The organism is Nannocystis bainbridge, from assembly GCF_028368995.1.
GTDB classification, from domain to species: Bacteria; Myxococcota_A; Polyangia; order Nannocystales; family Nannocystaceae; genus Nannocystis; species Nannocystis bainbridge.
The window spans coordinates 94,711-108,573 of sequence record NZ_JAQNDL010000003.1; the positions used below are offsets into that span (position 1 = coordinate 94,711).

A 13,863-nucleotide genomic window follows, 5' to 3' on the forward strand; every position below is an offset into this window, starting at 1 on the left:
CTGGCGCGTAAACGCCGTGGACAACGGGGTCGGCGAGGATTTCGGGACCACCAACGTGTGGCTCGCGCGCGGGGCTCGGGTCTACATCCTCCATCCGTCCGAGTCCCCGCGGACCTTGTACACGGACGTCGACACTGGCTGCCTCTCGTTCCTGTCCAACTTCGGCTCCGGCTTCGAGGTCCGGCTTCACGCCGAGACGAAGGTGGGAGGCACCGGCAACATCACCATCCGCGCGTTCGCCAGCCTCGCTAACCTCGAGTACTGGGAGGCGCTTCCGGTCCAGGCGCGCCTGGAGTCGTGGCGCTGGTATGACGTGGCACCGACCTGCGACGGCACCTTCTGCGACTTGACCCTGACCAACACCTCGGTGACCGACGTCGTCTCCAACCTGATCGCCGCCGCGACGTGGGTCGTGCACAGGGTCGATTCGAGCACGAGCCCGCGGATCGCGGGGACGCACAGCCTGGCGGTGATCCACGCCGATTGCGATATCGGTTCGGGCTCCTGCTACATCAAGAACTCGCCGAACAATCGGATCTTCATCCAGGACACGCTGACGGGCCTGCCCGAGGGCGCCACGCGCAAATTCCTCATCGGCCACGAAACAGGGCACTTCTTTGACCACGTCTACTCGGGCGGCTTGCTCGCCGCCTCCGGTGCTTGGGGGCTGACGGACATCAATCACCCGCGTTGCAGCTCGGCCGGGGTCGTGGGCAATCATGCGTTGCGCTCCGAAGAGTGGGCAAGCGGTGCGTTCGTCGAGGGATTCGCGCACTTCATCTCCACTCTGGCATTCAATCAACACACCGAGCAGAACGGGATTTTCAAGTACTACAAGAACGACTCCGGGAGCGGGTTCAGCTACAACTTCGACACCGTCGACGTCGAGGGTTCGTCGAGTTGGCTGCACAGCACGTCGGGATGCGACTGCCGCAACGGCGCATTCTTGTGCCCCGACCGGTCGACCGAGCTCGACTGGCTCCGCTTCTTTTGGGACTTTCGCACCAACCCAGGAGGCACCGGCGACCCGCAGCCCACACACGCCGACATCTTTGCTATGCTCGCCCACGTGGGCGCAAACCACCTCAACTACGGGCTCACGCAGATCTTCCAGTGGCTGGACGACGCGGTTCCGTCGACCCTGCAGACGCGCTTCACGGATTATGCGGAACATAATGGGGTCGACACCGCCCCCTAGGAGCGACAAATGGCACCTCGTCGATCACCTCTCCCGCTCATCGCCCACGCGACCGCGCTTGCCATCTTGCTCACCGCCTGTGCCCCGCACAAGGGCGATTCGGCGACCACCGACTCGGCAACGAGCGACGCGAGCGATTCCGCCACCGCGGCTAACTCGACCACCGACTCGTCGACGCCCACGACCACCGAGGCCTCGTGCGCCGACGTGGTCGCCGGCGACCTAATGATCTCCGACGCCACCGATATCGCCACGCTCGCCTGTGTGGTCGAGGTTCAGGGCGAGCTTCGGGTCTCCGACACGACGACCTGGTCCAACCTCACACCGCTGGCGAACCTCCGGCTCGTGGGCGGCGACGTGAAGCTCCTGCGCAACGCTGCGCTCGTCGACCTCGCCGGGCTGCAGGGCCTCGAGCGCGTCGGCGGGTCCATCACCATCGTCGGCAACCCGCAGCTCGCCGATCTCTCCGGGCTCGGCGGCGTGCGCCGGCTCGGCGGCCTCGGCATCAACAACAACGCGCTGGTCTCTCTCGCCGGGCTACAGGATGACGTCGTCTTTGAAGCCGCGCAGGGCGGACCGGCAGGGTTCAGCGTCGTCAACGAGACGTTGACCGACTTCGACGGGCTGTCGGCGATCACCACCGCTTCGGCGCCGCAGGGCCTCAACCTCAGCGTGAGCGAAATGCCGGCGCTCACCGACGTGTCGGGGCTCGACGTGTTCGCCGCAGTGGAAGGCCCGATCGAGCTCACGCTCCGCGAGCTGCCGGCGCTGACGGGCTTGCAGTGGCCCGGTCCGCTCGAGCTTCTCAATATTCGCGACGCGCCGGCGCTGCACGAGCTCGTCTTGCCCGCCGTGGTCGATGCGCGCGAGATCAGCTTCGAGCGCGTGCCGGCGCTCACCAGCCTCGCCGGCCTCGCGGCGCTGCGTTCCGTCTCGGAGGTGCTCTCGCTCGGTCCGTGCAATGGCGACGGCCTGGCCGGCATCGTCGACCTCCACGGCCTGGAGTCGCTCGAGCAGGCCGGCATCGTCTACATCGACAGCAACGCCTCGCTCGCCGCCTTGACCGGGTTGCCGACCTCGCTCCAGGCCGACAACGTGTTCATCTGGCACAACCCTGCCCTGCCGCAGGCCGACGCGGACGCCTGGCTCGTCGCCGCCGGGCTCGCGGAGCACGCCGCCTCGGAGGCGTGCGACAACCTCGGCGGCCCGGCCTGCGAGCTCAGCTGCCCGGTCTACTGATTTACGCGTGCAACGAGTCGGACGGACACTCCCGTCAATAGCGATAACGCAGCAAGCGACTGATCTCGTCGCTCGGCGAGCGGACCGCAGCGCTGTGGAGCGCGGGCAATGGCCAGGAGCGGGGGTTCTGAAGTGGGCGCAGTAGCAAGGCGATCGTCGATCACGCTCGCCCGCGTAGCCGCGTGCGCGACCTATCTCTGAAGCCATGCCGCTGGCTCAGAACGCTCCGCGGTCATGGGTCGGCTCGTCTCGAAGGCCAGGCGGCTGCCGGCCACGGGGCTTGGCCCAGCGGGCGGTATAGGCCGGCGCAGGAGCCCAGATGCGCGGAGACGCGATCTCCCGGTCGACGCGAAAATTCGTCTCGATTTCGTCGCGAATTTGGCTCTTTTCGAGACGTCTCACCGTAAACGAGCCCGCAGGGACGTCTAGCGCTGCCTGTACACGACTTCACCAATACGGGGGGTAGGAGGAAGGGTCATGATCACTGCTGCGTTCGTGCGCGAGTGCAAGCCTCGCGCGATGAAGTACGAAGTCATCTGCGACGCGCTCCCCGGGTTCATTCTGCGAGTTCTGCCCACCGGGAAGAAGGTTGCGCTGATCCGCTACCAGATCGACGGGAAGGACCATCGGGTCAAGATCGGGCTGCTCGGGCCCGCACTGTCGATCGACGAGGCGCGGCGGCGTGCCGCCGTCATGCTCGCTGACGTCACAGCCGACGCGAGCGACGATGAGCCGCCGGTCCCGCAGGCTGCCGGCGGTCCCGGCGGGCAGCTACGCCGAGCTCGGGTGAACCGCTCCCGACCGGGCGAGGAGCCGTCCTCGCCCTCGACAATCTTCGGGCCGCGCGCCTACCCTTCGAGACATGTCCCTTCGCGCGGACCGATTGCCGCGTCCGGGTATGACCATGTCGTTCATCCTGCGAGCGCGACTTGCGATCATGCGAATGGGCCGACCCGGCCCACCCACGTGCATTCGCGTCGGCTCCGCCTGAGCGTCAGGCGGCAGCGGGGCCGCGCTTCTTGGCGCCGATGAGCTGCATGGCGAAGGCGATGCCGCTCTGCAGGGTGCCGTGCGTGGCGATGCCGCGGAGGTCGATGCCGAGGTCGACGAACAGGGAGGCCGTATCCGGGCTGACGCCGGTCAGCACCGTGCGCGCGCCGAGCAGGCGGAGCGCCGAGCCGGCCTGGATCAGCGTGATCGCGCCGCCGCTGTCGATCCCCTTCATGCCGGTGACGTCGAAGATGACGACGCGCATGCGCCCGGCCTCCGCGCCCTGCAGGGCCGTCTGCAGCAGGTGATCGCAGCGGGTCGCGTCGAGCGTGCCGATCAGCGGCATGACGACGATCGCGTCGGTGATCGGGATCATCGGCGTCGAGAGCTCGGTGAGCATCGCCTGCTGCATGCGGATCATCTCCTCTTGCAGCGCCGCGCGGGCCTCCTCCGCCCGCTCTCGCTCGATCAGCTCCGCGGACAGGCGCTCGTTCGCGGCCTGCAGGGCGGTGGTGCGTTGCTCGACGTCGGACTCGAGGCGCTCGTTCGCGCGGGCGAGCGCGTTGCCGGCCTCGACGACGTGGCGGTACAGCAGGGCGTTCTCGACGGCGGTCACCGCCTGGGCGCACAGCACCTGCAGCAGCTCGACGCGGTTGCGGCTGAAGGCGTCGCGGATCAGGTGGTTCTCGACGACCAGGATGCCGCTCATGCGCCGGCGGTGCGCCAGCGCGAGGCACAGCACCGACTTGACCTGCCTCGCCACGAGCGCGGGGTCGGCGGCGAATCGGGGGTCGCGCGCGACGTCGCCGAGCACGACCGCCTCGTGGGTGCGGGCGACGTATTGGACCAGGCTCGCCGGGACGTCGGGGCGGGCGGCGAGCGGCGTGCTGCTGACGAACTCGACCACCTCGGTGTCGATCGACGCTGCCGCCGCCAGCTCGAGCGTACCGTCGCGGTCGAGCAGCAGATATACGCGCGTGCCGCCCGCGTTCTGCATCACGATCCGCATCAGCCGATCGAGCAGCTTGTCGAGCTCGATCTCGCCGACGAGCGCCTGCCCGAGCCGCACGACGGTCGCCAGATCGAGGGCCGCGGCCGCGCCGAGGCCGACGGCGCCGCCATCGTCCGGCGTGGTCGTGCGCACCGGACCGGTGACCGCGGGCGCCGTCGTCGGCTGGGGAAAGTCGCGGGCGATCAGGGCCGCCTTCGCAGGAGCGCCCCAGCGCACGAACCCGTCGTACGCCGCGCGCATGTACACCGGGGCGATGAACGACCGTTGGCGGTCGCGGTAGAACTCGCCGCACAGCGCGCTCGCCAGCGCCTCGTACTGCACGAACCCGTTGCGCCGCGCCGACGCGATCGCCTGGTCGTAGAGCTCCTCGGCCTCGAGCGCTCGACCCGTGACGCGCGCCTCCTCGGCCCGCACGAGCAGGTACTTGTGCTCGAAGTTCTCGGGGCAATTGTCGGCCCAGCGCGCCAGCTTGTCGATGTCGTCGCGCAGCACTGCGCGGTCGGCCAGCGCCTGCGCGGCGTCGACGTCGCCGACGCGCGCGCACAGGGCCAGCGCCTCGTAGACGTGGAAGGTCGCCTCGATCGGCATTGCCATGACTGCGCCGAGCACCTCGCGCGCCGAAGCGGCGGCGGCGAGCGCCTCCTCGTGGCGTCCGTAGGTGTAGAGGAGCATCAGGCGGATGATGTGATAGAAGGCGATGCCGCAGCCGAAGCTCGCGGCGGTCACCTGCGCCAGGCACTCCTGGGCGTCGAAGTCGTCGCTGTCGAGCAGCGTGCCGGGGCGGACCCGGCCGGCGAGGCTGTCGAGGAATTGCTGCTGCAGGCGGATGGTCTGATACACCGCCTCGTTCTTGCTCTCGCGCGCGAACGCGGCGAACCGCTCCGACGCGCGGCGCGCCTCGCTCAGCGGGCTCCCCACCTCGATGTGCTGCCATACCGTCTCGAACGCGAGGAACGAGGCGTACACGAGGTCACCGGCGGAGATGCAGGCGTGGAAGGCCTGCTCGAGGATCGGGAAGTCGGTGCGCAGCGGGCTGCGCCAGAAGTTGATGTGGTCGCCGTGGAGGTGCAGCAGCGTGCCGCGCAGCTTGGCGTCGCCGAGCCGCTCGTTGAGCTGGATCGACATCTCCGAGAACGCGTAGCCGTTGGCGACGTCGCCGAACACGCTGACGAGCATGAAGCCGTACACGCTGTAGGCGAAGCACGAGTCCTCAGCGTTGCCGTGGCGCAGCGAGAGGTTGACGGCCGTGAGCCCGAAGTACGGGAACACCTTCGGCCGGCCGATGTACGCGCACGGCATGATGCCGACCATCAATCCGAGGACGGCCCGGTGCGCCGGATCGGTCATCAGCGGCGCGTCGAGCAGCGTGGGCACCGGGCGCCCGGCGAGGTTGCCGGCGACCGCCGCGGCCTCGGCGGCCATCGCCGCCTGCAGCGCGGCGTCGTCGGCCGGGAGCTCGACGCCGAACAGCGCCAGCCCGCGCACGCCGAGCTCGACGCCGGCGTCGTAGCGGCCCGCGACCTGATAGAGGCGCATCTGTAGGATGTAGACATTCGCGTGGTCGACGCGATCGCGGGCGCGGGTGTGAATCCGGTCGAACAGCTCCTCCGCGCGCTCGAACGCGCCGGCGAGGTACTCACATTCGGCCAGCTCGCAGTGCAGCGCGTAGACGTGGGCGTAGTCGTCGTCCCACGCGGCCTCGGGCAGCAGCGCGACGCCGGCGCGCAGGTACTGGGCCGCCGCCGCGTAGGCGGTCGATTTCTTGGCGTGGCGGCCGACCGCGAGGTTCAGCGCCGACACCCGTCGCCGCTCGTCGGCGTCCAGCATCAGCTCGATGCCGAGGTCGAGGTGATCGACGACGTCGAACAGCTCGTCAGGGCGCGGCTCGCCGCCGAGTCGCGCCAGCAGCAGCCGCCCGATCCGCAGGTGGGTCTCGGCGCGCTGCTCGGCGGCGACGAGCGCGTACGCGGCCTGCTGCACGCGATCGTGCGAGAAGTGGTACGACAGCTCGAGCGGCGCGCCGCGTTCGCCCGCGCGCGGCAGCGCCGGCGCGTGATGGACGAAGCGGTAGTCGTTGCTCTCGGGCACCACCAGGCCCTCTTCGAGCGCCTCCCACAGCGCGGCGGCGGTGGCCTCGGGCGACTCGGCGCAGATCGTCGCCAGCGCGGCGAGCGTGAACTTGTGACCGATGCACGCGGCCAGCCGCAGCACCCGCTGGGTCGCCTCGCTGCAGCGGCGCAGCCGCTGGGCCATGAAGTCGAGGACGTTCGCGGTGACCTCGCGCGCCTCGATCGCGGCGATGTCCCAGGTGAACCCGCCCTCGCCGGCGCTCGCGCGCAGGAGCCCGTCCTGGTAGAGGCCGCGGAGGAACAGGCCGACGAAGAACGGGTTGCCGTCGGTCTTGCGGGCCACGACGCGCGCGAGCGGACCGGCCTGCTCGGGGGTGCAGCCGAGCACGTCCGCGAGCAGCTCGCCGAGGTGATGCGGGGCGAGCGGCCCGACCCGTAGATCGTGCACGGCGCGGCCCTTGCCGCGCAGCTCCTCGGCGGCGAGCGTCAGCGGGTGCGCCGGCCCGACCTCGTTGTCGCGGTAGGCCCCGACCACGAGCAGCCGCCGCGGCGACGGCGAGGCCAGGAACAGCTGCAGCAGCTTGAGCGACGCGAGGTCGGCCCATTGCAGGTCGTCGAGGAACAGCACGAGCGGCGCGTCGCCGCCGGCGAACGCCTGCACGAATCCGTCGAGCAGCCGGTTGAAGCGGTTCAGCCCCTCCGTCGGCCCGAGCTCCGGGGCCGCCGGCTGGAGGCCGATCATGTGCGTCAGCTCGGGGATCAGATCGACGAGCACCTGCGCGTTGCCGTCGGCCACCCGCAAGATCTCCTCGCGCACTCGGACCAGCCGCTCGCCGCCCTCGCCGAGCGTCTGTCGCAGCAGATCGCGGAACGCGTGGACGAAGGGCGCGTAGGGGGCGTTGCGCGCCAGTTGGTCGAACTTGCCGGCGATGAAGGTCCCGCCGTCGCGCGCGATCGTCTTGTGGAGCTCCTGGACCAGCGCGCTCTTGCCGATGCCGGAGTAACCGGCGACGAGCAGCAGCTCGGTCCCGCCGTCGCGCACGCGGTCGAACGCCTGCAGCAGCGTCGCCAGCTCTTCGTCGCGCCCGTAGAGCCGCTGCGGCAGTCGCAGCGCCCCGGCCGCCTCGTGGCGCGCGAGCGGGAAGGGCGAGACGGTGCCGGTGGCGTCGAGCTGGCGCAGGCACTCCCGCAGATCGGCCGCGATCCCGTTGGCGCTCTGGTAGCGATCTTCGGGCGCCTTGGCGAGCAGCCGCATCACCAGCGCCGACACGGCCTCGGGGATCTCGGCGACCTGGCGCGGGGAGGCGGGCACGCGCGCGATGTGGCTGTGGACCAGCTCGAGCGGGTCGTCGCCGTGGAACGGCGGGGCGCCGGTGAGCAGGTGGTAGAGCGTCGCGCCGAGCGAATAGAAGTCGGTACGGAGGTCGAGCGCCCGGTTCATGCGCCCGGTCTGCTCGGGCGACATATAGGTGAGGGAGCCCTCGAGGCCGTCGAGGCTCGTCGGTCGCTGCGCCTCGACCGAGAGGCGGGTCGCCAGGCCGAAGCCGACCAGGTGGACCAGCAGCGGCTCGGCGCGGACGATGATGTTGGCCGGCTTGATGTGCTTGTGGATGACGCCGCTCGCGTGGACGCCGGCGAGGATTTCGCTGACCGCCGCGGCGATCGCCAGCGCCTCGCGCAGCTGGAGGCGACCGCGGCGGAGCACGACGTCGAGCGGCTCGCCCGGCGGCGACTCGAGCACGAGCGCGAGGTCGTCGCCGTGGGCCTCGAGCGCGTACGCCTTGACCACGCCGGGCACCGTGATGCCGCGAAGGATCGCATACTCGTGCTGCAGTCGGGCGACGTCTCTCGCCGTCGGCGGCGAGCGACGCGGCAGGTGCAGCGTCACCGGGGTGCCGTCTGCGGTGCGAAACCCGCGACACAGCACGGTCTCGGGCTCCTCATTCATCGACTCGACAATTGTGTATTGACCGAATGTGGACATGCCCCGCCCGCTCTTTGTGGGCTGCGACCGAGATCGCGCCAGCAGCGAAGAACTCAATGTATTGACAATGCGACCCTACTCGGGATCCTCAGGCCGAGTCAAGCCTCCGCGCTCGGGACTTCTCCGATGTAGAGATCGGCTCCGCGCGCGACCCGCCCCCGCTGGCGAGCGACGGGGGTGTAGGTGATTTGTCACCGGCGAGTGTACACCCCGTGTCGCTACAAACATCGGCGGAGGTGAACACATCCGCGTTTGCACGCGAGCCCGGACCAGCAATCCCGATAAATCGCCGCGTGGCTGCACGACGTGACGATCGAGGCGACCTCCTCCGAGCGAAGTGTCGGGCCCGATAAACGCCCGCTGCAACGACCGGAGCACCTCGTCGTGTTCGCCCGCGTGTACGGCCACCTGCGCTACTTCTATCCGGCCGAGGCGAGTACGTACGAGTGGTCGGTGCTCGCGGCCGACGGAGTCGAGGTGGCCGAGCGCGCCGAGGACATGGACGCGCTCGCCCGCGACCTCGAGCGATGGGCCGCGCGCATCGGTCCGGACATCCAAATCGCCGGGTCAGTCCCCGCCGCGGGAGCGCCCGATCCCGCCGGCCCGGGCTGGCGTCACACCGGCGTCTCCGGCCAGCGCACGATCTATCGCAGCGAGTTCGTCGCAGCCGACCATTCGGCTCCCGATGTCGTTGTCGCCGACGTTGGCAGCGGTCTCCACATTCGCTACCCGCGCGCATTCACCGGGCAGACGGCCCCGCTCGCCCTCGCCGAGCCGCCAGCGCTCGATGCCTGCGCCGAGCGTGACCGCCCGCGCAGCAATCGGCTCGCAGTGACGATCATGATGTGGAGCCTCCTCGAGCACTTCTACCCGTACCACGAGCTCATGCTCACCGACTGGCCCGGAGCGCTGGGCGTCGCTTTGCCCGCGGCGGCGACGGTCGGGACGCCGAGCGAGTTGATTCATGGGCTGCGGCGGTTGCTGGCTGAGCTGCGCGACAATCATGTCCGCCTGTGGTACGGCCCCGAGCCGCGCTGCCGGCTGGGCATGGCGACGGCGACGGTCCCGGGCAGCAGAGCCTTGCCGCCAGACCCGTCTCCGCGTCGCGTAGATGTTCGCCATCCGCCGGCGCGAGCTGCAGGGCCCTGCCTCCGACGCGCCGCTCGAACGCCCGCAGCATTCGTCCTCCGCCCGACCACAGCACCACCGGCACCTCCCCGAGCTCGTCGAGGATCACCGGTTCGGATGCCAGCCGGCTCGCCTCGTACGCCCTCGCCTTCGATCCCCGCCACGAACGCGCATGGACGTCCACCGGGGCCGTACTGCGAACCATGAAGCGAAGTTCGCTCCTCGCGCCTTGGCCGCCGACCGTCAGTCGATCATTTGCGGCATGCCGAGCGCCGTGAGTAGACCTCGCTGAACCTCCGAGGCAGCGTGGTTGAGGGCCTCCGTGCCCGCACCTCCTCCACTGGGATCGACGACGACGCGGAGCGGCCGCGTCCCAGCGGGGGCTTCCACGAGTGCCACCACGGCCCGCGCCACCTCCTCGGGGTCCGAAGCTCCTGGACCGTCGTGCATGGCCGTAATCATCTCTTGCAGCTTCGAGGCCGCGGCCTCCAAGCCGTAGCCATTCGCTCTTTCGGCATCGGCGCCCGTCACCGTCGAAGTGAGGATTCCGGTCTTGAAGACTCCCGGCTGGAGGATCGACACCTCGACGCCCGTTGGCTTGAGCTCGTACCGATAGCTCTCGGCCATTGCTTCGAGAGCCCACTTGGACCCGCAATAGATGCCATTGAAAGGCGCAGTCAGGCGGCCCATCGTGCTGGAGATGTGAATGAGCAGCCCCGCCCGACGCTTGCGGAGCGCCGGCAAGACGGCGCGGTTCACACGATGTGCGCCGACCACGTTCGTGTCGAGCTCCGCGAGGACTTGCTCTGAGGTGAAGGTTTCGTTGATTCCGCCGACCGCGTAGCCCGCGTTGTTTACGATGACATCGAGGTGCCCGGCGGCACGTTCGGCGGCCGCTACAGCCGTGGACACGGAACGGTCATCAGTGACGTCCAGCTCGACGACGTGAAGCGTGAGCCGCTCGGCTTCCGCGATGGCTCGAAGCTCGGCGGCCGCGCGCTCGTTCTTCGTGTTGGGCGCCCGCATCGTCGCGAACACGCGGTGGCCGCGGCGGGCGAGGGCGAGGCTGATGAGGCGACCGAGGCCGCTATTGCTGCCAGTGACCAGTACGTTGCTGTTGCTCATGTCCCGAGCGTGACGCCGAGCCGGTCGTGCCACAAGAGACGAATCCGCATCTCAGTAGTGCATCCAAGCACGAAACGGACGCTAGCGTCGTTACATCGGTTTCTGCCTCGCCGCTCGGCGAGTGCCGATGACGTCGAAGAGGTCGGCGTGCGTCGAGACGAACTCTTTCATGAGGGTGATGAACGCACGGGTCTTCGGCGTCTTTGCGCGCGCGCTCGGCGCCATGATGGAGAGGCTCACCGGAGGCGGCCGGTAACCGCCAGGTTCGAGAACGACCAGTCCTTCTCTCGCCGCGACGGAGCGGGGAAGAATCGAGATTCCGGCTCCGGAGATCACACATTGAGTCGTCAGCGGTGAGGAGTTGGTGACGATGCGCGGAGCCACTTCGAGTCGCTCCTGGTGGCCGGCGCGACTCACGAAGGTCCACGTCGTTCGCTTCTTCACGGCGTGCCCAACGAGCGAATGGCTCGCTAGATCGCCCAGCCGCTCGAGACGTGGAGCCCGCTCGAGGTAGGCACGCGAAGCGGCAAGCACCGGCACGATGCTCGCGAGCGGAGAGATCCCGAGCGACGTTGCCGAGCTGGAGCCGATCCGGATGGTCGCGTCGTACCCCTCCGCGACGAGGTCGACGAGGGCGTCCGTGGCGACGACCTCGACGCGCATGTCGGGGTAGCGGCGGACGAACTCCGACAGGGCGATGCCGAGGAAGGTATCGATGACGGGCGTGGGGACGCTGATGCGGAGCGTTCCTCGGGGTGCATCGAGGTGGTCGGACACGACGTGCTCGGCCTGCAGCGCGATCGAGCGAATCGTCGCGCCGAGACGAGCGAGCTGCTCTCCAATCTCGGTCGGTCGGAGGGATCGCGTCGTGCGCTCGAAGAGCCGCGCCCCAATTTGTCGTTCGAGCCTCGCCACGCGCCGTGACACCGTGGACGGCGGCAGCCCAAGGTCCGTCGCCGCACGGGCGAAGCTACCTCGCTCGAGAACACGGGCGACGAGCAAGAGGTCGGAAGGATCGGCGGCGAGGCTCATTCATGCATCATTGCAGGAATGAGCCTCGCTATTCACCCGATCGCGTTTTCCTCGTCGCTGCTCTCGAGGTGGTCCGTCTTCGGGAGCATGCAGCCGACGCTGCGGTTCCAGCGGCCGAACTACGAGTAGCGGCGCCGGGGGCGGGCGGCGCCCGCGAGCGAGCGCCTCGACGTTGTACGCGGGGGCCTCGCCGACTTCCCGCCCGCGATCAGCGACGCCGGCGCCGGCGCAGGCCCCGCAGCGCAAGCCACGGCAACGCCTGGGCCAGCGGGGCCGGGCCGCCGGCGCTCGTCGACGCAATGCCCCCTACAATGACGGTCCGGCTCGACGCGCCCGAACCAACCGAGCTCACCGTCGGCGAGACGCGCGCGCCGCCCTATCGCGCTCGAAGACTACCGCAAGGAAAGTGGAAAGACTGTTCGCCTGACGGCATCAATCTCGGGCTTTATTTCACCTCCTTCGGTGCGAAACTGGCGGCACGTATGAGCCTCAGAGACTCGATCAGGCACGACCGCTGCCCCGTCCGTGTGATCCGCGGACAGAGCCTCCCGGACGTCGAGGTCCACCACGGAGTCCAGGTGCGCGACGCGTTCGAGCCCCACTTCCACGCGGCGGCCCATGTCATCCACGTCCTCGCCGGCGCGCGCAAGCAGACTGTCGGTCGTCGCCAGCACACGCTCGCACCGGGCGACGTGCTGGTCATCCCGCCGGACGAGGTCCACAGCGGGGCGTCCGCGCACCGCGAGGGCTGGACGTTCGTCTCGCTGTATTGCTCGCCTGCGGCGCTCGAGCGCGCGGCCGACGAGCTCGAGCCCGACGCCGCGGGAGAGCTGGGTCGCGCCGTACGCTTCGAGCTCACCGACGAGCTGGGCAGCGGGCAGCTCGTCACCGAACTCGCCGCGGCGCTGGACGACACCCCGCTGGCTGCCCAGACGGCCTGGCTCGCCCTGACGTCTCGCCTGCTCCGCGGCCGCCGCGAACCTGCTCCGCGCCGCCGCGAGCGGGCGCTGGTGAAGCAGGCGCGAGAATTCCTCGACGCACACCTCGCCGCGTCCGTCACGCTCGATCGGCTCGCGGCAGTCACCGGCGTCAGCAAGGAGCACGTCGTGCGCAGCTTCACCGCGGATGTCGGGTTGGCGCCGCATTCGTACCAGCTCAACGCACGGATCGAGCAGGCCAAGCACTCTCTGCTCGCCGGGTCGGCGATCTCGGACGTCGCACTCGCGCTGGGCTTTCACGACCAGAGCCATTTCGCACGGCACTTTCGGCGAATCGTCGGCATCCCTCCCGGGCGATTCATGGGACCGCGCCGGGGAGCATAAGCCGCGACATCAACATCGTACAAGACGGCGCGACGCTTCCTGTACGATCGCACCTCGATGAGCACCGACGAGAGCACCGTCTTCATGGTCCGTCACCGCGTCAAGACCGGGGCACGGCCGCGTTACGAGGCCTGGCTCGAGAAGACCCTCCGCACGGCCAACGGCTATCCCGGATATCAGGGCCGGCACGTCGTGCGTCCTTCGGCGCTCGACGGCGAGTACGTGAGCATGCTGCGCTTCGCCACCGTTGACGACGCACGCCGCTGGATCGAGTCGGACGATCGACGAGACCTCGTCGCAGAGATCCGCGAGATCATCGAGACCGACGACACGCTCTTGAAGGGCGGCATCGACTTCTGGTTCACGCTGCCCGCGGAGGGACGCCCACCCGCTTGGAAGCAGTGGCTCGTGACGACCTCGGTCATCGCGCCGCTCACGATGCTCGTGCCACCGCTGCTCGCGCCGCTCTTCGAGGCCGCGGAACCGCTCGGGGCCTACGGGGTGCGGCATGTCGTGACCGCGGCCGTGATCGTCGCGATCGTGACGTTCGTGATCATGCCGCGCTACGTTCGCCTGCTCCGGGGTTGGCTCTACGCCGAGGCGCGGGTCGCTCACCAGGACTCTTCGAACCCGAAGTAGTGCACGAGGTCGCTCCCGGCCATTTCGCGCGGCACTTTCGGCGAATCGTCGGTATCTCTCCCGGGCGATTCACGGGGCCGCGCCGGGCGGACATCAACATCGTACAAGACGGCGCGGCGCCAGAC

General features: G+C 69.2%; 9 protein-coding genes. 6 read left to right on the forward strand and 3 right to left on the reverse strand.

Annotated elements, in window-relative coordinates; translation table 11 throughout:
• Positions 1–16 precede the first annotated feature (16 nt).
• The 3 genes from POL25_RS25880 (at position 17) to POL25_RS25890 (ending at position 3,469) form a co-directional block, all read left to right on the forward strand.
• Positions 17–1,198, forward strand: a complete 1,182-nt coding sequence (locus tag POL25_RS25880) for a hypothetical protein (RefSeq protein ID WP_272088864.1) — start codon at positions 17–19, stop codon at positions 1,196–1,198.
• A gap of 9 nt (positions 1,199–1,207) precedes the next feature.
• Positions 1,208–2,437, forward strand: coding sequence for a receptor L domain-containing protein (locus POL25_RS25885; protein WP_272088865.1), 1,230 nt, complete (start codon positions 1,208–1,210; stop codon positions 2,435–2,437).
• Between the two features lie 477 nt (positions 2,438–2,914).
• Positions 2,915–3,469: an Arm DNA-binding domain-containing protein gene (locus POL25_RS25890; protein ID WP_272088866.1), complete on the forward strand. Its 555-nt coding sequence runs from the start codon at positions 2,915–2,917 to the stop codon at positions 3,467–3,469.
• Here POL25_RS25890 and POL25_RS25895 read toward each other — a convergent pair.
• Positions 3,432–8,456 (reverse strand): AAA family ATPase, encoded by a 5,025-nt coding sequence (locus POL25_RS25895; protein ID WP_272088867.1) that lies wholly within the window; start codon positions 8,454–8,456, stop codon positions 3,432–3,434. The genes POL25_RS25890 and POL25_RS25895 overlap by 38 nt on opposite strands.
• 342 nt (positions 8,457–8,798) lie before the next feature.
• On the opposite strand from POL25_RS25895, the gene POL25_RS25900 reads away from it, so the two are divergent.
• On the forward strand, positions 8,799–9,827 hold the full coding sequence (locus POL25_RS25900) for a hypothetical protein (protein ID WP_272088868.1): 1,029 nt from the start codon (positions 8,799–8,801) through the stop codon (positions 9,825–9,827).
• A gap of 36 nt (positions 9,828–9,863) precedes the next feature.
• Here the strand turns inward: POL25_RS25900 and POL25_RS25905 are convergent, their stop codons facing one another.
• Together POL25_RS25905 and POL25_RS25910 are read right to left on the reverse strand one after the other, a co-directional pair.
• The gene (locus tag POL25_RS25905; protein WP_272088869.1) at positions 9,864–10,745 is read right to left on the reverse strand and encodes an SDR family oxidoreductase; all 882 of its coding nucleotides are present in this window, start codon (positions 10,743–10,745) and stop codon (positions 9,864–9,866) included.
• A 90-nt stretch (positions 10,746–10,835) separates the two neighbouring features.
• On the reverse strand, positions 10,836–11,777 hold the full coding sequence (locus POL25_RS25910; protein WP_272088870.1) for a LysR family transcriptional regulator: 942 nt from the start codon (positions 11,775–11,777) through the stop codon (positions 10,836–10,838).
• A gap of 311 nt (positions 11,778–12,088) precedes the next feature.
• On the opposite strand from POL25_RS25910, the gene POL25_RS25915 reads away from it, so the two are divergent.
• Together POL25_RS25915 and POL25_RS25920 are read left to right on the forward strand one after the other, a co-directional pair.
• Positions 12,089–13,099 carry a helix-turn-helix transcriptional regulator gene (locus POL25_RS25915; RefSeq protein WP_272088871.1) on the forward strand — a complete coding sequence of 337 codons (1,011 nt, stop codon included), beginning with the start codon at positions 12,089–12,091 and terminating at the stop codon, positions 13,097–13,099.
• A gap of 57 nt (positions 13,100–13,156) precedes the next feature.
• Entirely contained in the window at positions 13,157–13,738 is a 582-nt protein-coding gene (locus POL25_RS25920; RefSeq protein WP_272088872.1) for a putative antibiotic biosynthesis monooxygenase, read from the forward strand.
• Positions 13,739–13,863: the final 125 nt, after the last annotated feature.